General features: G+C 69.9%; 19 protein-coding genes. 12 read left to right on the forward strand and 7 right to left on the reverse strand.

Annotated elements, in window-relative coordinates; all coding sequences use genetic code 11:
* Window positions 1-8: 8 nt before the first annotated feature.
* The 3 genes from HV826_RS03860 (at window position 9) to HV826_RS03870 (ending at window position 3,111) form a co-directional block, all read left to right on the forward strand.
* Window positions 9-596: an NYN domain-containing protein gene (locus HV826_RS03860; protein ID WP_176415646.1), complete on the forward strand. Its 588-nt coding sequence runs from the start codon at window positions 9-11 to the stop codon at window positions 594-596.
* Window positions 597-818: 222 nt separating this feature from the next.
* On the forward strand, window positions 819-1,658 hold the full coding sequence (locus HV826_RS03865) for a hypothetical protein (RefSeq protein WP_176415647.1): 840 nt from the start codon (window positions 819-821) through the stop codon (window positions 1,656-1,658).
* A 70-nt stretch (window positions 1,659-1,728) separates the two neighbouring features.
* Window positions 1,729-3,111 (forward strand): di-heme oxidoredictase family protein, encoded by a 1,383-nt coding sequence (locus tag HV826_RS03870; protein WP_176415648.1) that lies wholly within the window; start codon window positions 1,729-1,731, stop codon window positions 3,109-3,111.
* A gap of 25 nt (window positions 3,112-3,136) precedes the next feature.
* Here the strand turns inward: HV826_RS03870 and HV826_RS03875 are convergent, their stop codons facing one another.
* A complete protein-coding gene (locus tag HV826_RS03875; protein WP_176415649.1) occupies window positions 3,137-4,663 on the reverse strand; it encodes a hypothetical protein in 1,527 nt (508 codons plus the stop codon).
* 129 nt (window positions 4,664-4,792) lie between these two features.
* Between HV826_RS03875 and thiL the strand changes: the two genes are divergently transcribed.
* From thiL to larC, 9 genes are all read left to right on the forward strand, one after another.
* Window positions 4,793-5,740, forward strand: coding sequence for a thiamine-phosphate kinase (gene thiL, locus HV826_RS03880; protein WP_176415749.1), 948 nt, complete (start codon window positions 4,793-4,795; stop codon window positions 5,738-5,740).
* Between the two features lie 56 nt (window positions 5,741-5,796).
* A complete protein-coding gene (locus HV826_RS03885; protein ID WP_176415650.1) occupies window positions 5,797-7,182 on the forward strand; it encodes a HAMP domain-containing methyl-accepting chemotaxis protein in 1,386 nt (461 codons plus the stop codon).
* Complete coding sequence (locus HV826_RS03890; protein WP_176415651.1) at window positions 7,179-7,712, forward strand: MmcQ/YjbR family DNA-binding protein; 534 nt, start codon at window positions 7,179-7,181, stop codon at window positions 7,710-7,712. The genes HV826_RS03885 and HV826_RS03890 overlap by 4 nt, the downstream gene beginning before the upstream one ends.
* 27 nt (window positions 7,713-7,739) lie before the next feature.
* Window positions 7,740-8,162, forward strand: coding sequence for a chemotaxis protein CheW (locus tag HV826_RS03895; RefSeq protein WP_011556619.1), 423 nt, complete (start codon window positions 7,740-7,742; stop codon window positions 8,160-8,162).
* Window positions 8,163-8,232: 70 nt separating this feature from the next.
* Complete coding sequence (locus HV826_RS03900; RefSeq protein ID WP_011556618.1) at window positions 8,233-8,601, forward strand: response regulator; 369 nt, start codon at window positions 8,233-8,235, stop codon at window positions 8,599-8,601.
* A 53-nt stretch (window positions 8,602-8,654) separates the two neighbouring features.
* Window positions 8,655-11,093 (forward strand): chemotaxis protein CheA, encoded by a 2,439-nt coding sequence (locus tag HV826_RS03905; RefSeq protein ID WP_176415652.1) that lies wholly within the window; start codon window positions 8,655-8,657, stop codon window positions 11,091-11,093.
* Window positions 11,090-11,692, forward strand: coding sequence for a chemotaxis protein CheC (locus HV826_RS03910; RefSeq protein WP_176415653.1), 603 nt, complete (start codon window positions 11,090-11,092; stop codon window positions 11,690-11,692). Before HV826_RS03905 ends, HV826_RS03910 begins: the two co-directional genes overlap by 4 nt.
* Window positions 11,693-11,717: 25 nt before the next feature.
* The gene (larB, locus tag HV826_RS03915; protein ID WP_176415654.1) at window positions 11,718-12,470 is read left to right on the forward strand and encodes a nickel pincer cofactor biosynthesis protein LarB; all 753 of its coding nucleotides are present in this window, start codon (window positions 11,718-11,720) and stop codon (window positions 12,468-12,470) included.
* A 5-nt stretch (window positions 12,471-12,475) separates the two neighbouring features.
* A complete protein-coding gene (larC, locus tag HV826_RS03920) occupies window positions 12,476-13,648 on the forward strand; it encodes a nickel pincer cofactor biosynthesis protein LarC (protein WP_176415655.1) in 1,173 nt (390 codons plus the stop codon).
* An 18-nt stretch (window positions 13,649-13,666) separates the two neighbouring features.
* Here the strand turns inward: larC and HV826_RS03925 are convergent, their stop codons facing one another.
* The 6 genes from HV826_RS03925 to HV826_RS03950 form a co-directional block, all read right to left on the reverse strand.
* Window positions 13,667-14,455: a VOC family protein gene (locus tag HV826_RS03925; protein ID WP_176415656.1), complete on the reverse strand. Its 789-nt coding sequence runs from the start codon at window positions 14,453-14,455 to the stop codon at window positions 13,667-13,669.
* Window positions 14,456-14,566: 111 nt separating this feature from the next.
* Entirely contained in the window at window positions 14,567-15,955 is a 1,389-nt protein-coding gene (locus HV826_RS03930; RefSeq protein ID WP_176415657.1) for an ATP-binding protein, read from the reverse strand.
* Between the two features lie 58 nt (window positions 15,956-16,013).
* Complete coding sequence (locus HV826_RS03935) at window positions 16,014-17,642, reverse strand: DUF6311 domain-containing protein (protein WP_368670831.1); 1,629 nt, start codon at window positions 17,640-17,642, stop codon at window positions 16,014-16,016.
* Between the two features lie 198 nt (window positions 17,643-17,840).
* Entirely contained in the window at window positions 17,841-19,712 is a 1,872-nt protein-coding gene (locus HV826_RS03940; protein WP_255217028.1) for a hypothetical protein, read from the reverse strand.
* Window positions 19,713-19,749: 37 nt separating this feature from the next.
* Window positions 19,750-21,375 carry a hypothetical protein gene (locus HV826_RS03945; protein ID WP_176415660.1) on the reverse strand — a complete coding sequence of 542 codons (1,626 nt, stop codon included), beginning with the start codon at window positions 21,373-21,375 and terminating at the stop codon, window positions 19,750-19,752.
* A 46-nt stretch (window positions 21,376-21,421) separates the two neighbouring features.
* Window positions 21,422-23,281 carry a hypothetical protein gene (locus HV826_RS03950; protein ID WP_255207951.1) on the reverse strand — a complete coding sequence of 620 codons (1,860 nt, stop codon included), beginning with the start codon at window positions 23,279-23,281 and terminating at the stop codon, window positions 21,422-21,424.
* Between the last annotated feature and the right edge of the window lie 7 nt (window positions 23,282-23,288).

Here is a 23,288-nt window from a genome sequence, read left to right on the forward strand (position 1 = left end):
TCGCGCGCATGCTCTCCGGACGCCCCCCCGCAGCTTCCTACGTACTCATCGACGCAGAAAACATCGACTGGGCTGTGTCCAACGTGGTGGGGCGCAAGCCCGAGTCCCAGGACCGCGTCCAGTTCGACCGGCTCGTGTCCTTTTGTGAGACGAACTTCCCGGCGCCCGTGCGCTGCGTGGTGGTGCTCAACGCCCGCGGAGAGCAGCTGCCGGACGTCATGATTGGCTTCGTGCGCGCGCTCAAGTCCGCCGGCTGTGAGGTGGCCCTCCTCTACGGCCGCCCCGACCAGAAGGTGGTGGACCTGGGCATCCTCAAGCTGCTGGAGAACATCCGCACCCAGCGCCCCGGCGCGGCGGTGGTGCTCGCCAGCCATGACGGCGCGGACTTCGCCGAGGCCCTCAAGCCCATGCTCGAGGAGAAACGCGAGGTGGCCGTGCTCGGCCTGCGCGAATACGTCAGCCAGCGCTTCCGGGAGCTCGTCCCCTCCGGACTCAAGATTCTGGATTTGGAGCTGAACGCCAAGGTGTTCAACCGGCCCCTGCCGCGCATGCTCCCTGTCAACGTGGACGAGTTCGACCCGGGGCTGTTCCTGTAGCGAACCGCTCACCCAGGCGCACGCCGCTGAGGACCGCGGCGTGTGCCTTTGGTCAGGGCGCGCTGCGCTGCGTGAGACTTTGGAGGTCACTGCGAAGGAAGGGATTGTGGCAAATCCTGTCACAATCCAGACGGCTCCTCAGAGGGTGGTAAATCCTGGCATGTCCATTGAAGTGGGAAAGCCCGCTTCTTGGATTTCCCAGGAAGCGTGAGGAGCCGTCAGATGCGTCTGCTTTGGAATTTTGGAACCCCCCTGTGGGCCGCCGTGTTCTCCCTCGCATTGCCCCTGGCGCAGGCCCAGGCGCAGGACCAGGACTGTGTGATGTTCCAGGACCTGAATCACTGTGGCGTCGGCGAGGCCTATGTCAGCGTGACGGACGAAGGCGTCCGGATTGAGAATGGCGATGTGAGCGGCGAGTCCGGCGTCGTCATTCACACGGGCCTTGCCAGTCATTGGACCGCGGGTGTCTTCAGCGAGAGCGACGCGCCCGAGCACGGGAAGATGCTGCTCTCCTCCGTATCCGAGGGGTCCACGACGAGCACGGCGACCCTCGTGACGGAGGACGGGCGGGCCGCCTACTCCACCACCTTCACGGGCGCGGGCGAGGAGTCCACGCACTCCGCGCTCGTCTACTACCAGGGGCAACTGCAGGGGGTGATGACGCGCCTCCACAACGGCGGGGTCAATGTCCTTGAGCCGCACGACCCCGTGACGCCGTGGCCGCCGCCGTCGCCGTCCTGCCGACCGGCCTACCAGAGCTGGAACTCCTGCATGGATCAGTGCCAGAGCATTGGCTACTGGAGCTGCAACTATTGCTACACCCCGTGCGGCTATTCCTTCAACGTGACGCCCCGGGGCCAGTGCCAGTGGACCATCGACCTGGCGCATCCGTACGTGGAGCTCTCTGACGGCCGCGTCCTGCAGGCGGACCGGCTGGTCCTGAGCGAGGAGGTCCATGGTCCGACGAACTACCCCTACCTCGGCTTCGACGAAATCCACCTGCAGACGACGGCGAACGTGACCCAGATTGTCAGCGAGAGCGTCACGCCCGCGAAGCAGTAGTCATTGAAGTGTCTCCCCGGCTGGAGGTGGGCCTGCCGTCCGCTTCCAGCCGTTCTTCATGAGGCGAGCCATGTTCCGTCATTCCTGGCGCTTGCTGGGCGCGAAGGCGTTTGGGTGGTGTGGGGCCCTCCTGCTCGCCGCCGGTCCGTCCCATGCGGCGCCGCGCGCGCGCGACGCGCTCTCGGGTGGGGCGACGACGGTCTTCGACGTCACGCCGAATGCCTATGGCCGTGCGCTGGGCAACCTGGACCCCGCGCGCTGGCAGCCCATGCTCGACGGCAAGGCGGTGTTCATGCGGGACTGGTACGCCCTGGCGGACGTGACGGCGGGCCCCTTCTCGAATGCCACGGGGTGTGGCTCCTGCCACTTCAAGGATGGCCGTGGGCGGCCCCTGCGGGAGCTGGGCCCCGAGGCGCCGCTGCTCGTCCGCTTGAGCGTGCCTTCGGAGGACTCGCCCGCGGGGCGCCACGAGCCCGTCTACGGTGGCCAGCTCCATGACCGCGCCATTCCTGGCGTCGCCGCCGAGGGCGAGGTCCAGGTCACCTATACGGACGTGAAGGGGAAGTACGCGGACGGGACGCCCTACACGCTACGACAGCCGCGCTACGACATCGCTCGACTGGGGTACGGGAAGCTGTCTTCCCAGGTGATGCTCTCGCCGCGCATTCCCGCGCCTGTGTTCGGGCTCGGCTTGCTGGAGGCCATCCCCGACAAGGCCATCCTGGCGCGGGCGGATGCGAAGGACCGTGACGGGGATGGCATCTCCGGCCGTCCGAACCGGGTGCGGACCGCCCGGGATGGCGCGGTTCGACTGGGCCGCTATGGCTGGAAGGCCAACCAGCCCACGCTGGAGCAGCAGGCCGCCAGCGCCTTCTCAGAGGACCTGGGGCTGACGTCACCGCTCTATCCCGAGCGCAACTGCACACAGGCGCAGGCGCCCTGCCAGGCGCCGCCGCCCGCCAAGGGGCCCGCTTTGTCGGAGCAGCAGTTGGCGCAGACGGTGCTTTACCTGCGCCTGATTGCGCCTCCCGCGAGCCGGAGCGTCGCGGAGCCGGCGGTGGTGAAGGGGCGAGCGCTCTTCCAGAAGACGGGCTGCGCGGCGTGCCACCACGCGGAGTTCACCACGGGGACGGTCGAGGACATCCCCGAGCTGTCGAACCAACGCATCCGCCCGTACACGGACCTGCTGCTGCACGACATGGGGCCGGAGCTGGCGGACGGCCGCCCCGACGGTGAAGCGAGCGGCTCCGAGTGGCGGACGCCGCCGTTGTGGGGGCTGGGTCTGCTGGAGACGGTGAACCGGCAGGTGCGGATGCTCCATGACGGCCGCGCGCGCGGCTTCGAGGAGGCCATCCTCTGGCACGGGGGCGAGGGCGCTCGTGCCCGCGCGCGCTTCAAGGCCTTGAGCAAGGCAGAGCGCGACGCGCTGGTGGCCTTCCTGCGCTCGCTCTGATGGCGAGCGCGGGGGGCCGTCGCCGTCAACTGTTGGCCATGGCGGTGCGGAGGCTGTCCAGGAGGTAGTACCGGAGCTCCTCGCTCGTCATCTCAGGCGTCTCCTTCAACTTCTTCTCGGCGAACTTCTTCCACTCGTTCAGCTCGTTGGGCGTCGGCTCGCTCGACGGCTGAGAGGGCCCGGCATAATTGATGTAGATGAGCCAGCCGTAGGCCGCCCTGATGTGGTCTTCGATGCTTTGCTTGGCGGGAGCGTTGGTCCCCATCTTCTCGCTGCGCATCGCGTCCTGGATGGCGTACTTGAGCTCCTCCGGGGAGATGTCCTTGTTCTCCTTCTTCTTCTCGTTGGCGAAGGCGCGCCAGCGCCGCAGCTCCTCGGGCGTGGCGTCGCGCTCCTGCCCCTCGTAGCAGAAGGTCACCCACTTGACGGCGTCCTGGATGAACTTGTCGATGTTGGCGCTGCCCGTGCCGTCCATGCCCGTCGCCTTCACGCGGATGGCGTCCTGGATGGCGTACTTGAGCTCCTCGGGCGTGAGGTCCGGGTTCGCCTTCTGGTGCTTCCGGGCGAAGTCGCGCCAGTGCGCCAGCTCCGCGGCGGTGGGTTTGCGCTCCTTGCCCTCGTAGCACTGGGTGACCCACTTGACGCCGTCCTCGATGAACTTGTCGATGTTCTTCGGAGTCGCCTCGCCCGTCCCCGTCATCTTCGCGCGCATGGCGTCGGTGATGGCGTACTTGAGGTTCTCGGGCGTGATGTCTGGGTTCTTCTTCAGCTGCTCCTGGGCGAAGGCGCGCCACTCCTTCAGCTCCGCGGGCGTGGCCTCGCGCTCCTTGCCCTCGTAGCACTGGGTGACCCACTTGACGGCGTCCTTGATGAACTTGTCGATGTTCTTCGGCGTCACCGCGTCCGTCCCCAGCACCTTCGCCCGGACGGCGTCGATGATGGCGTACTTGAGCTCCTCCGGGGTCGTCTCCGGATTCTTGCGCATCAGGTCGGCGGCGAAGTCGCGCCAGTGCCGCATGTCCGCCTCAGTGGGAGGGGGCGCCTTCTCGTCGTAGCACTGGGTGACCCACGCGATGGCCTCGGAGATGAACCTGTCGGTGTTCGCCGGCGAATGGGCGTCCAGCCCGTCCCGCTCCAGGCGCAGCTTGTCCTGGATGGCGTAGCGGACCTCATCGGCGGTGATTTTCGGGTTCTTGTTGCGGAGCTCCCGTGCGAAGTCCAACCACTTGGAGCGCTCGGGACCGCTCGGCCAGCGGTCGCCCTCGAAGACATTCCGGTAGGCGTCGGCGACGCAGGCCGCCAGGCGCTCATCCCTGAGCGGGCCCAGGGCGGAGGGGAGAATCTCCTTGCCGAAAGGGGGCTGCGGGGTACCCGTCCCCGGGGCCTGGGCGGCGAAGGCGCTCGCGGGGGCCGCCTTCGTCACGCTTTGCGTTGGAAGGACGGAGCCGAGCAGGTCCACCCACTGCTGGGTGCTGACGTCCTTCGTGCCCGCGGGGCGCGTCTGGGTTTGGGGCGTGGAAACGAAAGGCAGCCGCTCGCCAATCTTTGGCATGAACTCCCCCCGGGAGATGGAAGACCCAGTCCTTACGTTGTCTGGGAATGGCGCGAAAATGATGCGTCTGCCCAAGGTGCTGAAAAGTGTCGTTGCCCTGACACGCCGTCTGGTCTTTCCTCCGTGTCCATGGCTGGTGAGTTCGATTTCATTCGTCGGTTCCTCGCGCGCTTCCCCGCCGCGCGCGTGCCGGTGGGGCCCGGGGACGACTGCGCGGTGCTGCCCCCCTCCCGGGGCGCGCAGTGCGTCACCACGGACGCGGTGGTGGAGGACGTGCACTTCACGCGCGCCGCGTTCTCCCCCGCGGACATCGGCCACAAGGCGCTGGCGGTGAACCTGTCGGACCTGGCGTCCATGGGGGCCACGCCGCGCTGGTTCGTATGCGCGCTCGCGCTGCCCAAGGACTACCCGCTCCGGGAGCTCACGGGCCTGGCGCGCGGCATGGCCGCGCTGGCCACCGCCCACCGGATTGCGCTGGTGGGTGGCAACTTCACCTCCGCGCGCGAGCTGTCCGTCACCATCACCGCCGCGGGCGAGCTGTCACGCGCGCCCCTCACCCGCGCGGGGGCCCGGCCCGGGGACCTCCTCTATGTCTCCGGCACGCTGGGCGACGCGCGCCTGGGCCTTGCGCAGCTGCGCGCGGGGCTGCGCCGGGGCGCGGCGGTGCGCCGTCAGCGCCGCCCCGAGCCTCGCGTGGCGCTGGGCCTGCTCGCCGCGCGCCATGCATCCGCCGCGCTGGATGTTTCCGACGGACTTGCACAAGACCTGGGTCATCTCTGCACCGCCTCGGGCGTGCGCGCGGAGCTGGAGGTGGAGCGGCTGCCGCTGTCGGCCGCGGTGCGCGAGGCGCTGGGGCCTGAAGGGGCGCTGGCGGGGGGCGAGGACTACGAGCTGCTGCTGGCCGTTCCCCCGGGACGCAGCCGGGCATTCGAGCGCGCGTGCGCTACAGGGGGACACGCCATCACCCGCATCGGCCACTTCACAGAGGGACGCGGGTGGGTGAGCCGGGACAGGACAGGCCGCGTTCTCCCACCGCCAGAGGGGTTCGACCACTTCCGACCTCGGGCGATGGATTGACCCTGCGGAGCAGCAAGGCTAAACCCGAGACGCTTCTCATCCCCCGAAAGCAACCCGTGCGCCGTCCCCTCCGCGACGACACAGTCCCCGGACACACTCCCCGCCGCGAGCCCCTGCAGCGATTGCTGCGCGCCGTGGACGGCCCTCGCGCGACCCGCGAGCGGTCCCTTCACCGGAAGATCCTCAACGGCTACGTCTTGATGGGGCTGGCGCTGACGGCGTGGATGTACGCGTCGGACCGCCTCATCGACTTCCTCTTCCCCGAGCTCAGCGTCGGGGGGAGGGACGCGGTGCGCATTGGCGTCGCCATCATCATCACCGGGGCCGCCGCCGCGCTGCTGCCTTCGTGGCTGGCGCGCGTCACCCGCGTGAAGGTGCTCAGCCGCTCCGCGTACGAAATCTCGCAGGGCGACCTGTCCAAGCCGGTGGCCGCCGAGGGCGGCAGCACGCGCGACGAAATCGACGAGCTGACGGGCGCCATCACCCGCATGCAGGAGAACCTGCGCGAGCTGGTGGGCAAGATTCAGGAGACGGCCAAGAGCGTGGCCGACACCGCCATCGACCTCCAGCGCTCGGCGGAGAACGTCAACGGCTCCACCGAGGAGGTGGGCTCGTCGATGGAGAAGATCGCCGGCGGCGCCGAGTCGCAGTCGCAGCTCGTGTCGAAGGCGTCCAAGGTCATCACGGAGATGGCCGGGAGCATCCAGCGCACCACGGCCAGCGCCGAGGACGCGGCGAGGACGACGGCGGAGACGAGCAGCGCGGCCGAGGACGGCTCCAAGGCGGCGCGGCTGGCCGGCGAGAAGGTGAAGAAGGTCTTCAACCGCATCGAGTCCGCCAGCCAGCAGGTGTTCGCCTTCGGCGAGAAGACGCAGGAAATCTCCAAGATCGTCGACGCGATTACGCAGGTGGCGCAGCAGACGAACCTGCTGGCGCTCAACGCGACGATTGAAGCGGCGCGCGCGGGTGAGTACGGCCGCGGCTTCGCGGTGGTGGCCGATGAGGTGCGCAAGCTGGCTGAGAGCGCGGGCCGCTCCGCCGAGCAGATCTCCAAGCTGGCGCGCGACATCTCCGGGCAGTCCACCTCCGTCGTGAGCGCCATGAAGGAAGGCATCGCGGAGCTGGCCGAGGGCCGCGAGGACCTGACCAACATCGTGCGCTCCATGGGCGCCATCACCGACACCATCCGCAAGGGCTCCGAGAAGGTGCACCTCATCTCCGAGAGCGCCCGCGAGCAGCTCAAGGGCAGCGAGGAGATGGTGAAGGCCATCGAGGAAATCAAGCTGGTGGCGCGCAACAACGCCTCCTCCACAGAGGCCATCCAGGCGGTCATCCAGGAGCAGACGGCCGCCGTGTCCCGGATGACGTCGCTGGCCAGTGAGCTGACCAACCTCTCCGTCGAGCTGCAGAGCGTCGTGCGCAGCTTCCGCCTGGGCTCATGAGCCAGCCGCCCTCGGACAACGTCGACGCGAAGCTGAAGGCCGCGGAGGCCCACCTGCGCGGGGTGATGCTCGCGCTCCCCGAGACGACCGAGGAGTTCCCCTGGGGCCACCGCACGGCCAAGGTGAAGGGGAAGATGTTCGTCATCCTCGCGCTGGACAACGACGGGCTGGGGGTCACCACCAAGCTCCCCGAGTCCCACGAGGCCGCGCTCACGCTGCCCTTCACCGAGCCCACCGGCTACGGCCTGGGCAAGAGCGGCTGGGTGTCCGCCCGCTTCAAGCCGGGCAGCGAGGTCCCCACCGGGCTCTTGTCCCAGTGGATTCACGAGAGCTTCCGCGCCGTGGCGCCCCAGAAGGTGCTCAAGGCGCTGACCCTCGGGGCCGGAAAGCAGCCCGCACCGGGCAAGGCGGCGGCGGGTGGGAAGAAATCCGTGGCGAAGCCGGCCCCGGCGCGCGAAGGTCCCAAGGTGCGGGCCGGCGCGAAGAAGACCTCCACGGCGAAGCGGGGCGCGGCGGGTTCGTCCCGCTGATTCCAGAGCGGATAGAACGTTACTCCTGTGCGGCACGTCATCTTCCGGGTGGAGAAGGAGCGTTACGGGCTGCCGCTCTCGGCGGTGCGGGAGGTCGTCGTGCCTCCCGAGCGCTTCACCCGCGTGCCGCGTGCGCCACTGGCCATTACAGGCGTAATGAATCTGCGCGGCCGGGTCGTGACGGTGGTAGAGCTGCGGCAGCTCCTGAGTCTCCCCGAGGGTCCTACCCCGCCCGGACGGGTGGTTCTACTGGACCGAGGGCGGAGAGACCTGGGACTGTTGGTGACGGACGTAGACGGCATCGAAGCGGTGGAGCGGGTGAGCACGGCGCCAGGAAAAATGACGCCTGCCATCCGGGGCGTCGCCAGGCTGGGTGGCCTGGGAGTGACGGTCCTGGACCCAGAGGGGTTGGACGCCGCGGTGGTTGCCTTGTTCACCCATTCCAAGTGAGTAGCCCCCTGGAAAGCGCGGATGCTAGTGTCCGCGCTCCTCTAGGTGATTCGGAGGCGGAGTTCTTCACATGGCTAAGCGGGTCCTGGTCGTCGACGATGCCATCTTCATGCGCAACATGATCAAGGACATCTTTGCGTCTGGGGGGTTCGAGGTCGTCGGCGAGGCGGCCAACGGCCTGGAGGCCGTGGAGAAGTACAAGGAGCTCAAGCCCGACCTCACGACGATGGACATCGTCATGCCCTTCAAGAGCGGCATCGAGGCCACTCGGGAAATCATCAAGGCGGACAGCAGCGCGGTGGTCATCATGTGCTCCGCGCTTGGCCAGGAGAGCCTGGTGATGGAGGCCATCGAGGCGGGTGCCTCGGACTTCATCGTCAAGCCGTTCCGGGCCGAGGATGTGCTGGCCGTGGTGAAGAAGGTCCTGGGCGAGACGTGAGCGGCTGCGCCCTGGCGCGGGCCGTCCACCCTTCCTGACACGAGGCCGGGTCCATGACGATGGACATGTCCCGCTACCTCGGGCTCTTCATCTCCGAGGCGACCGACCACCTGGAGGCGCTCGGGCGTGACCTCGTGGAGCTCGAGCGCGAGAGCTCGTCCAGCGCGGTGGATTCGATGTTCCGCCATGCCCACTCGGTCAAGGGCATGGCGTCGTCCATGGGCTTCGAGCCCATCGCCATCGTGGCGCACCGCGTGGAGGACCTCGTGGACGCCGTCCGTCAGGACCGCGGCCGCCTGGACCGCGACCTGGTGGACCTGCTGCTCACCGCCGCCGACACCATGCTCGCGCAGGTGCGCGCGGTGGCGGAGGGCAAGCCGCCGGATGACTCCGCCGCGCTCCTGACGCAGCTCAGCCAGCGCGTCACCACCATGACGGGCCACGCCCCGGCCGCCACGCGCGTCGCGAAGGTGACGGCGCTGAAGCCGGAGGGCGGCGGCCCGGATGGCACGGGCTCGGATGGCTCGGGCGGGTCGGGCGCCGGCGGAGGCTCGGGGCCTGGCTCTGGTGGCTCGGGCCCCACGGGCGGAGCTGGCGGTGGCTCGGGCACCGGCTCGGATGGTTCGGGCGGAGCTGGCGGTGGCTCGAGCCCCACGGGCGGAGCTGGCGGCGCAAGCCCCGGTGGCAGCACGAGCGGCGGAGCCGGAAGCGGCTCGGGCCCCACAGGCGCCGGTGCCAGTCCCGGCTCAACGCAAGGTGGCGGAGCTGCGGGGAGCGGCGTCGACGGAGGCGCGGGCACCGGGGAACGCAGTGCCAGCCCAGGCGTGGCCAGCGACTCCGGTGCCTCCACCACCTCCAGCGCTCCCCCATCCCCGGACGGAACCACCGGAGGCGTGGTGCTGCCGCTGTCCGCGCGCCGGGCCTCGGACGCGCCCGGTGCCGCGGCACCGTCGCCCGACCTTGCCAACTCCCTGAAGGCCGCGGCCGGCGCGCCGCTCCCGGAGACGCTGGCCCAGCGTTGGGCGGTGCGCCTGCGCATCGCGCCCACCTGCCAGGTGCCCGGCGTGCGCGCCTTCCTCGTCCACAAGCGCCTCACCAACCTGGGCACGTTGGTGGACCTCCGGCCCGCGCTGGAGGAGCTGAAGGCCGGCCGCATCCCAGACGGCAACATCCAACTGGAGCTGGAGACCCCGGCGGGCGAAGCGGGCATCCACGCGGCGCTGAAGAACGTGGCCGAGGTGGAGGTCCTCTCGGTGAAGCCCGCGGTGGCCGCGCCCGTGGTGCAGCCCGCCCTGGTGCCCGTCCCCGACGGCGTCCGCGCGCCCGCGGACACGGCGTCGCGCACGGTGCGCGTGCGCACGGAGCTCCTCGACTACTTCCTGGACACGGTGGGTGAGCTGATGCTCGCCACGGCCCGCCTGCGCGAGGTGGGCAAGGTGCTGCCGGAGAACACGCGCCCCGCGCTGGAGGAGGGCGTCTACCGGCTGCACACGCTGGTGAAGGACCTGCACGACAAGGTGATGACGGCGCGCATGACGCCGCTGTCTCTCATCACCGACCGGCTGCCCCGAGCGGCGCGTGACATCGCCCGCCGCAAGGAGCGCGAGGTCGACCTGGTCATCACCGGCGCGGAAATCGAGCTGGACCGGGCCATCCTCGAGGAGCTGGCGGACCCGCTGCTCCACCTGCTGCGCAACTGCATCGACCACGGCCTGGAGGCGCCGGAGGACCGCGCCGCCGCGAAGAAGGGCCCCCGGGGGCGGGTGCTGGTGGCGGTGAAGCGCGCCAGGGACCGCGTCATCATCGAGCTGGAGGACGACGGCCGCGGCATGGACCCCGCGAAGCTGAAGAACGCCGCGGTGTCGCGGGGCCTGCTCTCGGCGGAGGCCGCGGCGCGCATGACGGACCGCGAGGCCTTCATGCTGTCGTGCCTTCCGGGCGTCTCCACCGCCAAGGACATCACCGACATCTCCGGCCGCGGCGTGGGCATGGACGCGGTGAAGCGCGTGGTGGAGAACGTCGGCGGCACGCTCGAAATCGACAGCGAGCGAGGCCGGGGCACCCGCTTCACCCTGCGCCTTCCACTGACAGTCGCCGTGGTGCACCTGCTGCTGGTGGAGGTGGGCGAGGAGGTCTTCGGCCTGCCCATCGCCAAGGTGGTGGGGGCGACGGAGGCGGACGGGGAGTCGCTCAGCCGCAGCCGCGAGACGGCCCTGCTGCCTCACGGCAATTCACTGCTGCCGGTCCACGCGTTGGATGCGCTGGTGGGCGTCCCTGCCCCGCAGAGGCAGGGAACCCGGCCTTTCGTGGTGATGGACGGGGATTCCGGGCGGGTGGCCCTGGAGGTGGACCGCCTGTTGGGACAGGAGGAAGTGGTGCTCAAGCCGCTGTCTCGGCCCCTGGACTTGCTGCCCGGCCTGTCCGGCGTCACCATTCTGGGAAGTGGGCGTCCGGTGTTCATCCTGGACGTGCCGAGGTTACTGTCCGCGTGAGCCAGCCCCTCCCCAGCGACGCGCAACTCGACGCCCTGCGCGAGGTGGCCAACATTGGTTGTGGCCACGCGGCCAATGCCCTCTCCCGGTTGATGGGGGGGCGCAAGGTGGACCTCTCCATCCCCCGCGTGGTGCTGACAGGCCCCTCCGACGCCGCCGAGCTGCTGGGCGGCGCCGCGCCGGTGGTGTCCGGGAGCCTGGGCATCCAGGGCGGGCTGCGGGGTGTCCTGTTGCTGGTGCTGCCCCAGGAGGACAGCGCCGCGCTGGAGGCGCTGCTCCTGGAAGGACAGACGGCGCTTCATCAGGCCGAGCGGGACAGCGTGGTGGCGGAGACGGCGAACATCGTCGCCAGCGCCTGCCTGTCCGCCATGGGCCGGCTGACGGGCTGGAGGCTGGTGCCCACGGTGCCCACGGTGCGGCGAGGCGGCGCGCGGGACGCGGTGTCCGACGCGGTGGGGCAGGTGGAGGGCGACGCCAGCAGCGTGGTGGTGCTGGAGGCCCGCTTCCTCGCGGCCGCGGCGCCGCCGGTGGGTGGACAGCTGCTGTTGGTGCTGGCGCGGGACAGCATCCGCGACCTGCTGGCGCGGCTGGGCGTGTAGCCCGTTTCAGGCTACACGGGCGCCCATGGATGAAAAGGCGCTGAAGCAGCTCCTGGGCAGCGTGAAGTCCGGCCGCGTCTCCGTGGACGACGCGGTGGGCAAGTTGAAGGACCTGCCCTTCGCGGAGCTGGGGTACGCGACGCTCGACACGCACCGCAACCTGCGCTTCGGCTTCCCGGAGGTGGTGCTGGGTGAGCCCAAGACAGTGGAGCAGCTCCTGGGCATCGTCGGGGCGCTGGTGGAGCGCAAGCAGACGGTGCTGGTGACGCGGCTCCAGCCGGACAAGGCGGAGGCGCTGGTGGCGCGCTTCCCCAAGGGCCAGTACCACCCGGTGGCGCGCATCTTCCATCTCAAGCAGGGCAAGGTGCGGGCGGGCCGCGTGGCCGTGGTGACGGCGGGCACCAGCGACATCCCCGTGGCGGAGGAGGCGGCCACGACGGCCGAGGCCATGGGCGCGGAGGTGCGGCGCGTCTACGACGTGGGCGTGGCCGGCATCCACCGGCTGCTGCGGCGCCGCGAGGAAATCCAGGAGTGCCACGCCGCCGTGGTGGTGGCGGGCATGGAGGGCGCGCTGGCCAGCGCGCTGGGCGGGCTGGTGGGCATCCCCGTGGTCGCGGTGCCCACGTCGGTGGGCTACGGCGCCAACTTCAAGGGCGTGTCCGCGCTGTTGGCCATGGTGAACTCGTGCGCCTCCAACGTGGCCACGGTGAACATCGACAACGGCTTCGGCGGTGGCTTCTACGCCGCCCTCATCTCCCGCACGAAGGGACGCAGGTGAGCACCATGCGACGCATCCTCTACCTGGAGCCGGTGGGCGGCATCGCCGGGGACATGTTCCTGGCGGCGGGCCTGGACCTGGGCATCGCGCCGGCCGACCTGGAGCGCGCGCTGTCGGGCCTGCGCGTCCCGGGCTGGAAGCTGGCGGTGAGCCGCGCGGTGCGCCACGCCATCAGCGGCACGCACCTGGACGTCGTGCTGGAGGCGCGCGAGGCCCACCCGCACCGCGCCTACGCGGACATCCGGCGCCTCATCGAAGCGGCGGACACGCTGCCCCCGCGCGCGAAGGAGCGGGCGCTGGCGGTGTTCCGCGCCATCGGCGAGGCGGAGGCGAAGGTCCACGGCGTGTCCATCGACGACATCCACTTCCATGAAGTGGGCGCGGTGGACTCCATCGTCGACATCTGCGGCGCGGCGGTGGTGCTGGAGCTCTTGGGCAACCCAGAGGTCCACGCGGCGCCGCCGCCGCTGGGCAGCGGCACCATCCGCGTGGCCCACGGCGCCATGCCCATCCCCGTGCCCGCGACGCTGGAGTTGCTGCGTGACGTGCCCGTGCGCTTCGAAGGCGTGGGCGAGCTGACGACGCCCACGGGCGCGGCGCTGCTCAAGGTGCTGGCGCACATCGGCCACCCGCCGGACTTCATCGTGGAGAAGGTGGGCTACGGCGTTGGAACGAAGGACTTCAAGGACCGGCCCAACGTGCTGCGCGCGTCGCTGGGCCGGCTGGAGCAGGCCGGCAACGAAGGGCTCTGGGTGGTGGAGGCCAACCTGGACGACGCCACGCCGCAGCTCCTGGGGTATCTGCTGGAGCGGCTGCTCGCGGTGGGCGCGCTGGACGCGTGGGTGACGCCGGTGGTGATGAAGAAGAGCCGGCCGGGGCACCTGCTGAGCGCGCTGGTGGAGGGCTGCACGCGCGAAGCCCTCGTGGACGTGGTGCTGCGCGAGTCCACCACGCTGGGCGTGCGCTACCACCGCGTGGAGCGTCAGGCGCTGGAGCGGGACTGGGTGGAGGTGGAGACGCCGTGGGGGCAGGTCCGCGTGAAGCGCGGGCTGCGCCAGGGCGCGGTGCTCAACGCCCACCCGGAGTTCGAGGACTGTCGCCAGGTGGCGGAGGCCGCGGGCGTCCCGGTGAAGCAGGTGATGGCAGCGGCGGTGGCGGCGCTCGGCGCGAAGGCCTGAGCGCCGCGGCTACGCGGGCTACATCTCCGGGGACGTTTCGGACAGCTTGATGACGACGAAGGTCGCGCCCGCGGGGTCGGCGACGACGGCGAGGCGGCCGTAGGGCGAGTCCTCGGGAGGCTGGAGCACCTTGCCGCCCAGCTCAGTCACCTGCCGCACCGCCACGTCTGCATCCGCCACCGCGAAGTAGCTCAGCCAGTGAGCGGGCACCTCGGCGGGCCAGCTCTCGCCCATCTGCAGGACGCCGCCCACCGCCGTCTTGCCCTTGTGCAGGGTCCAGTACTGCATGTCGCCCATGCCCTCGAGCTTCTTCGCCTCGAAGCCGAAGAGGGCGGAGTAGAAGGCGATGGCCTTGGCGGCGTCGCGCGTGTTCACCTCGCGCCACGTCATGGCGCCGGGCTCGTGTTCGAGTTGCGCGCCCCGATGCTCCAGGGGCTGCCACAGACCGAAGTGCGCGCCGGTGGGGTCCGTGCAGATGGCGAGCCGTCCCTGGTCGAACACGTCCATGGGGCCCATGCCCACCTGGCCGCCATGCTTCTGGACGAGCGCGGCCGTGGCGTCGATGTCCTCCACGCCGAAGTAGAGCGTCCACGCCGAGGGCGCGGCCAGGTCAGGCGGCTTCTGGCCCATGCCAGCGGCGTTGAGGCCGTTCACCTGGCACATCGTGTAGAAGTGCGTGTCCTGGGTGCCAACGACGAACGACCAGCCCAGCAGCGGGCCATAGAAGGCGCGGGCCTTCTCCAGGTCCGGCGTCATCAGGTCCATCCAGACAGGCGTCCCCATCTCCGGTGTCTTGACCTCGGGCATCGTGCGTTCCTCATTCGTGGGGTGTGGGCCCTATGAACATCGGGCGCATGCACCCTAGCCACGATTCGCGCCAGGGGGGCGTGACATCCACCGCGACCCAGCGTGTGCTGGCTACACCGGCAAGCGCACCTGGATGCGGGTGCCGCCCTGTTCGGCGCGCACGCACAGGTCGCCGCCATGGCGCTCGACGATGCGCCGGCAGACATCCAGGCCCATGCCCGCCGCATGGGGCTTCGTGCTGAAGAAGGGCTCGAAGATGCGCGGCTGCAGGTCCTTGGGAATGCCCGGCCCGTCGTCGGAGATTTCGACGACCACGTGCGCGCCCTCCTTCCAGGTGCGCAGCCGCACGCGGCCTCCGCGCTCGCCCAGGGCCTCCAGCGCGTTGAGCACCAGCTGCGTCCACAGCTCATCGAGCGCGATGCCTTCCGCCTTCAGCCGGGGCAGGCTCGGGTCGAACTCGCGCTCCACCGTGAGGTGCTCTCCGCGCAGCCGGTGGCCCAGCGCCGCCAGCGCGTGCTCCAGTCCTTCGTGGACATCCACGTCCTCACGCGGCACCGGGTCCATGAAGGCATAGGCCTTCACGCCGTCGACGAGCGCGGACACGCGCGCCGTTCCGCGCGCCACCTCCGCCATGAGCACGTCGCAGCTCACCGCCACCACCAGCCACGCGAGCACGTCGCCCAGCAGCGCCCCGCCCACGCGCGTCGCCACTGACTCCAGCCACGCGACGTCCAGCCCGGAGGCCACCAGCGCGGGCGCCGCCTCCCACGCGTCCGCCACGCCGCGCGCCTCCAGCCAGGAGCCCAGCGCCTCCTCGCGCTGCGCGCGGGCCAGGGGCTCCAGCGGCGGAGAGCTCCGCCCGCGCTCCGCCGCTTCCCGGGGCAGGGCCAGCAGGACGCCGCGCTGGGGCAGGGACAGGCCGTGCTCACCCAGGGCCATGGCGCGCGCGGACACCGTGGCCATCAGCTCGCCCAGCCGGGTCGCGCTCCGACGGGCCGCGGCTGCGGGGCTGCCAAGCTCGGCGCCCAGCTCGGCCGCCATGCGTCCCACGGGGAGCAGCTCCGCCTGCGGACGGACATCCTGTGCCTGCTGCTCGGTGCGCTGCGAGGCCAGCTCCATCAGTCCCCGGCTGAGTCCGGGCGCCAGCCGCAGCAGCTCCCAGAAGGTGGCCGGCTCCATCCGGAACAGGCGCACGTTCGTCACCGCGTCGCCGCTGTGGGGGTAGGGCGCGTTCAGGAAGAGGATGAGCTCGCCGAAGAGGTCACCGGCCTCCAGCGTGAAGGTGGGCGCGCTCTCCGTGTTGGTGTCGCGGCTCCACTGCGTGCGGCCCTCCAGGATGACGGACAGTCCATCCGCGGAGGCGCCTTGCTCGGCGATGCGCGCGCCGGCGGGGAAGTGGAGTTGACGCCCATGGTCCGCCATCCAGCGGAGCTGCTCCGCGGTGAGCCGGGCGAACAGCGGAACCTGGCGCAACGCCGCGACGATGTCGTCACTTCCCATACGCCGGGATGCTGCCTGTCCCCGCCAGGGAGTCCATTGGATTCGGCGGGGCCCCGCGCTATCGCAACGGTTGCCGCGTCAACGCCTGAGCAAAGGCGTCGCTCCGCTGCCCGGCCACGCACACCGGCAACCCCTCCAGCATCCCGCAGCGGGCGCCCGCCCGGAGGAAGGCGCCCACCTGCTGGCGCACCACGACGTACACTGTGTCCCCGTCCACGCCGCCAGGGCGCATGGTGGCGTTGCACGCCTCCGCGATCGACGGCGGGGTCCGGGTGACGTAGCCGCTGTTGAAGGTGAGGCCCAGCCGGTAGGCCATGTACCCCGCCGCGTTGACCAGCGGCTCGTTGTAGGGACACACCCACTGCACCTGCGGTGGGAAGAGGGCCAGGTGCTGGTAGTGGCCCTTCAGCTCCGCCCACTCCGGGGCCTGGAGCCGCCGGAAGCCGTCTGGACGTCGGCGCAGCTCGCTCTTGTCCTGGCGCACGTCGTAGGCCTGCACCGCGACGGCCAGCGCGAGCACCGCCGTCCCCACCCAGGCGCGCTCGCGCCACTGTCGAAGCCACAGGAGGACGGCGCCGCCCATCACCGCGTAGCACAGCGGCCAGATGAAGCGCCCGGACGCGCGGAACGCGGAGGTCAGCCGCGAGAAGGGCTCGTACAGTCCGCCCAGGTCCACCACCAGCCGGCCCGTCCACGTCACCCGGGAGGACAGCGCGTAGAGGGCCAGCAGCAGCACCGCCACCGCGAAGGGCAGGCCCCGCCGCCAGGGCACGTCCCGCACAACGCGGAAGCGAAGCGCCGCGCCCACGACGGAGAGCCCCACGAGCAGCAGCGCCCCCGCGCCCACATAGCCGAAGCCTTCGGCCTGCCGCCGCGCCACGGGCAGGGAGGGCAAGAGCCGCGACCAGTCCGTCGGATTGAACAGCGCGGTCAGGTCCGCGGAGAACTGGCCGAAGCCCTCCGCGCCCAGGGTGCTGCCGAGGAAGTAGCCGAAGAGGGCGAAGACGAGCACGTCCAGCACGACGATGCCCGCGGAGGCCAGCAACGCGCGTCCCCAGGTGATGACGCGGGCCAGGGCCAGCTTCACGGCCAGGGCCATGGCGAGGGGGACGAGCATGGCCACGAGGTAGGGGTGGATGCCCGAGCCCAGGGCACACAAGGCCGCGGCCAGCCAGAGGCTCCGCTTCGCCGCGCGCGCATCCGGCGCGTCGCGCAGGTGGAGCCACATCATGGCCACCAGCATCCAGTGCGCGCACAGCGCGATGTGGCCCAGGCGGGCCGCCATGGGAGGGGCGAGCGCCAGCAGCAGGCCCCCCAGGACCTGGTGTGTGGGCCGGGAGGAGGCGACGGACACGAGCTTCGCGCCGAACCACCCCATCAGCGCGAAGCACAGCGCCAGCCAGAGGCCGTGGTACTGGAAGTCAGCGGGCAGCAGCGCGTCGAAGGGCTTGAACAGCACCGCCAGCAGGGGATTGCCATCCGTGAGCGCGACGGACGTCCCATGGGGGAAGAGCTGGTTGGGCGAGCTCGTGAGGGGCAGTCGCCAAGGTGCGTTGCGGTAGAAGAGCCAGCCCATGGTGGCGCAGGCCCAGTCCTCGCGCATCAGCCAGTCGAGGCGCGTGGGCGGAATCGCCTTTCCACCGCCGAGCCAGAGGAACCACGCCAGTCCGCCCAGCGCGGCGCCCACGGGCGCCCACCGGCTCGCGGCTGAAGGAGAAGGCGCAACGGTGGGGGTGGGCGGAGTCGGGGCGAGCGCCGGTGAAGCGGACTCACTCGACGCCGGTGGACTCGGGGTCGTCATGGCGGCCTTGGTGAAGGCCGGCACTGTAGGACCGCGCTTCCCACACGGGCAAGCACCGTCCCGGGCCGCGCGCTTCCGGCCAGCCTAGAGGTGGCAAGGCGTGACGCTGTCGTTGTTCCCGATGAGGCGCTCCTCCGCCGGCCCGGTGTAGACAGCGTCCGCGAGCATCGTGGCCCAGCATGACGGGAGCCGGGCGTTGTCCGTGACGATGAACGCGTCGCGCACACGCGCGAGTGCGTCCAGGTTCAGCGCCGTCATCGCCGGGTTCTCCCGCACCTCCAGGCTGCCCACGCTGTGGAGCGAGCCCAGGCTCCCCAGGTGCTCCAGCGCGGCGTTGCCCGTGACGGAGAGGCTGCGCATCCACGTCACCTGCTGGAAGCCGGACAGGTCCGTCAGCGTCGGGTTGAGGTTGATGAACAGGGCGCCGCCCATGCTCTGGAGCGCTGGCAGGTCCGTCGCGCGCAGCAGCCGCGGGTTCTCCTCCAGGACGACGTCCCCGTGCACTCGGCGCAGCGACGGCATCGGGCCCACCTGCTCCAGCACCGCGTTGCCCGCCACGGCGAGCGCGCCGGTTTCGGAGAGGGCATCGAAGCGGACCTCCTGGAGCCGGGCGTTGTTCATCACGTTGACGCGGTCCTCCACGAGCGCCAGGTGCTCCAGGCCGGAGAGGTGCGTGAGGGCGTTGTTGCTGGAGATGTCGAGCACGCCGCCAATCCTCGTCAGCAGGCCCATGCCCTCCAGGGACTGGAGCATCGGGTTGGCCGAAATCATGAAGCTCCCATCCACCTGGGCCAACTGGGACAGCGGCAGCTTCTCCAGCGCGGCGTTCTGGTGGACGGTGAGCGTGCCCGACAGCACCTGGACGTGGGGGAACATGCCAGGGCTCCACAGGGCACCGGTGTTCCACAGGGTGAGGTCGAAGCGGGGCGCCACGGCGGTCAGGCCGCTCAGGGTCGACAAGCCAGGGAGCGAGTTGAGCGTCAGGCTGTGGACGCGAACGGGCGGAAGCGCCTCCGGCGTCTGCGGTCCGATGCGCAGCTCGCTGAGCTGGTCGCCGCCCCTGATGCTCAACGTCCCCCCGACGTAGCGGAGCCCCGACAGGTCCACCTGCATCAGCCCCGGGTTGCCTTGGATGTTCAGCGCGCCCTCCACCCAGACGAGGCCGGGCAGCACCACCGCCGTGACTTCCGTGTGCTCGATGTTGAGGTCGCCGCGGATGCTGGTGAGGGACTTCAGCGCCTCCAGGTCGGCCACGTCCTCCACCGCATACGTCCCGTCATGGGTCGCCGACAGCTGGCACACGTAGGCGGACGCGCGGATTTCGGCGTCGTCGAGCACCGTGTTCCGGTTGTCGTCCACGCCTGCCTCCACCCAGGTGCCGCCGGTGGTGCAGTTCGGGCCCGCGGGCTCTGGCCGCTGGCGCAGCAGCGTCACCACGGGGTCCGCGCAGAAGCGGGCAGCCGCCCGGAGCTCGTCCTCATCGAGCACGCCATTCCCATTGAGGTCCACGCCGGCCTCCATGAGCGCGTTGTCGTACCGGCAGACGAAGGGGTGGGTCAGCAGCGGGCGGACGCGGGCGACGACAGGCGCCGGCTCCATGCAGCCGTGGACCTCGCGCGTCACCTCGTCATCCGAGAGGAGGCCGTCTCCATCCAGGTCCGTCCCCGCCAGGGTGCGCTGCCCGCCCAGCGCACAGGGCTCGCCAGGAGGAAGCTGCCGGGTGCGCACCAGGACGCCCGGCGAGAGCGTGGCGCAGATGTACTCGGTGCCCGTCACCTCGTTGTCGTCGAGCACGCCGTCGTCATCCAGGTCCAGCCCCGAGTGCACGGCCTTCCCTCCGTACTCGCAGTTTGGGCCCGAGGGCTCGTTGGCCACGCGGGTGCGCGCCGCGTGCTGCTCGACGAGCCGGCGCAGGTCGATGCCGTCACACCCCGCGGCCAGGATTAGCGTCCACATCCCCATCCATCGCATCGCTCATGAACCTTTCGGCGCGTCACTCACCACAGGTGGCGGTGTCGTCATTGCCGCTGATGTGGAGCTGCCCGGCGTCGCCCGTGTACACGGAGGCCGCGAGCGACGTCGCGAGGCATGACGGGAGTTCGAGATTGCCCGTGACTTCAAAGGCCTGGTCGACCTGGTGCAGCGCGGTCAGGCCGAGCTGGACGAGGCTCGCGTTGTCCAGCACGCGAAGTGACTTGAGCGTGCTCAGGGCGCTCAAGTCCTCCAGGGTCGTCAAGGCGGGGTTCCCCTTCACGCTCAGCTCGGACAGGTGTCGTAGCTGCGTGAGACTGGCGATTTCGTGCAGGGCCTCGTTGTCGCTGATGTCGAGCCCACCGCCGATGGTCCAGGGGTTGAGTCCGTCCAGGGAGCGCAGGGCTTTGTTCCTCGCGATGAGGATGCTTTCACCGACATGGAAGAGGTTCGAGAGCGGGAGCGCGTGCAGTGCGTCGTTTCCAGCGACGGTGAGCGAGCCCATGAGGTTGTCGACGCCGAGGAGCGGTGACTCCTCTCCGGGGCTGAACTCCAGGGAGGCGTTGTCCATCAACAACAGGTTCACCCGGGGGGACACGCTCAGCAGGCCGCTCAGGCCGCGGAGTTGGTCGTTGTTGTTCACGACGAGGCCCCGTCCCACGAACAACCGTTGATGGTCGGCGCCGCCGGCTTGCAGCGTGCTCAGCGCGGGGTTGGAAGACACCTCGAAGTCATCACCCACGAAGCGCAGGCCTGGCAGGTCCACCTGGGTCAGCAGTTGGTTGTTCAAGAGGCGCACCGAGCGGTCCACCACCGCGAGCCCTGGCAGGCGCAGCTCGGTGAGGGACGTGTCACTGAGCACGAGCGAGCCCTGGATGCGGGAGATGCGCTGGAGCGCCGCGAGGTCCGCGGGGGTCCGCACGGTGTAGTCGCCGTAGAACGTGTGCAGGGTCTCACAGACGAAGGCCGTCATGTGAAGCTCGGGGCCTCCGAGCACGCCATCTCCATCCGCATCCACGCCAGCCTGGACGCGAGCGCCTCCTTGAGGACAGGCCGCACCGGCGAGCTCGGGAGCCTGTGTGACCATGAGCCGGGCCGGTTCAATGCAGACGCTCTCCATGGCGCGGACCTCGTCGTCGTCCAGCAGCCCACTCCCATTCGCGTCAGGGCCGGCCTCCACCCAGGTGCGGCCCCAGCTACAGAGCCACGGGGGGACGTGGCCCCCCGGAGGCTGATGCCGGGTGCGGTGAAGCACCTGCCTGGAAGCCGACTCAGCGCAGCCGTACACCTCTCGGGTGATTTCGTTGTCTTCCAGGAGGTCGTTGCCATTGACGTCCTGGCCGGCCCGCGACACGTGTCCGCCGTGGGGACACTGCTCGCCGGGGGGCACGTCCTGCAGGTGCACCAGCACCCCGGGCGTGGGCGTGGCGCAGACGTACTCGGTGCTCGTCACTTCGCCGTCGTCGAGCACCCCGTTGTCGTTCAGGTCCAGGCCCGCGAGAAAGGCCCTGCCGCCGAGCGGGCAGTGGTCGCCAGCCGACTCCGCGTCCACCCGCGTGCGTGCCTCGTGCTGCGTGACGAGCTTGCGCAGGTCGATGCCGTCACAGCCCGCCGCCAGCAGCACCACCGCCATCCAGGTCCATCGCATGGGTGCTTCTCTCTTCCTCGTGACGGGAGGTGCCGCCAGGGGGCTTTCAATCGCAGGAGGCCGAGCTGTCGTTGCCGCGAATCTCCGGCGCGCCGCCCATGTTGACCCGTGCGGCGAGCGACACGGCCAGGCAGGTAGGGAGCCGGGGGTTCTCCGTGACGGTGAAGATGTTGGTGACGCTCTCCAGGGCATTCAGGTCCAGGCGCAGCAGGTTCTCATGGGAGAGCACGTACAGCTCCTCCACTGATTGAAGGAGGACGAGGTCCGACAAGTCCGTGAGGCTCGCGTTGTTCTCCAAGGTCAGCACCTTCAGCGAGAGCAGCCGGTCGAAGCCCATCAGCCGGAAGAGCTGTGGGTTGTTGCCGATGAACAGGAAGCCGCTGTTCTGCACCCGCTCGAGTCCCCACAAGTCCTTCAACATGGCGTTGTCATGGAACCGCATGCCGGAGGTGACACGCGCCAGCTTGGGGAACTCCCCCGCGGCCTCCAGGGCGGGGTTGCGCTCGAATTCGAGCGTCCCCACCTGGGTGAGCTCGCTCATGCCTTCGACCGAGCGCAGGTTGGCGTTGTCCCGCACGCTGAGCGCTCCGCCAACGGACGTCAGCGCGGGCATGCCCCACAACCCGGAGAGGTCCTCGTTGTTTTCGATGACCAGGTCTCCGACGACCTTCTGCAGCACCGTTCCGGTCAGGGTGAGCAAGGAGGAGTTCCCGATGATGTTCAGGGAGCCGCCCACCCATTCGAGCTGTTGGAAGGGAAGGGTGGAGAGCTTCGCATTGCCTTCCAGGGTGATGCTGCCGAGCTGCCTGGAGACGTACGTGAAGGAGCCCCCGTCGAGGACATCATTGTCTTTCAGGAGGATGTTGTTCGCAGGGAAGACCGTGCGCACCCCCGCGAGCGTGGGGAGCAAGGGGTTGGACACCAGGCTGAAATCTCCCCGGACCCAGAGCAGGGAGTGGCCGCTGCCCAGGTTCAGCGTGGTCAACGCGGGGTTTCTGGCGACGGTGAGCGGGCCACCCACGAGGCGCAGCGAGGGCAACTCCAGACGTTCGAGCGACGTGTCGATGATTTCCAGCGCGCCTTCGACCAGCATCAAGTCGGGGAGGACGGCCTCCGTGGCGGACCCGGGGTCGAAGTAGAGGTTGCCGCGGACGCGGGAGATGCCCTCCAGCGCCGCCAAGTCCACCGCGTTGCGCACGAAGTAATTGCCGTCCAGGGTGTGCAGCGGCTGGCACACGAACAGGGATGCCATCACCTCTTCGTCCTCGAACAGGCCGTCCGCGTCCGCGTCGGTGCCCACGTCCACCTGGGTGCTGGGCGTGGGGCACGCGGCGCCCGCGGGAGCAGGTGACTGGCGTACCCGGACCTCGGAGGGGAGCACGCAGAGGGTGGACGTCGCGCGGACCTCTGAATCATCCAGCACGCCGTTGCCATCCGGGTCCTGCCCTGCTTCGACCACGGCGCCGTGCTCCCCGCAGGGGTAGACGAAAGGCTCCCGGGCCCGCACGCGGGTGAGCACGGCCGCCGAGCTGGCGCAGCCGTAGACCTCGCGGCTGACCTCGCTGTCCTCCAGCTCGGCATTGCCATTCGTGTCCTGGCCCGCGCGGTACACCTTGCCGCCCTCCGTGCAGTGCTCCCCGGGGGGCTCGTCCTGCACGCGCACCAGCACGCCTGGGATGGAGGTGACACACGCGTATTCGGTGACGCTCACCTCGTCGTCGTCGAGCACGCCGTTGTCATCGCGGTCCAGCCCCGTGCGGACGAAGTGGCCACCATGGGCGCAGTTGGCACCGGCGGGCTCGGGGACCAGCCGGGTGAGCGGCGGGTGCTGCTTGACGAGCCGGTCCAGCTCGATGCCGTCACACCCCGTGACGAGCACGAGCATCGCCATCCACATGCGTTTCATGAGCAGG

The organism is Myxococcus sp. AM010 (assembly GCF_013372585.1).
GTDB lineage: Bacteria > Myxococcota > Myxococcia > Myxococcales > Myxococcaceae > Myxococcus > Myxococcus vastator.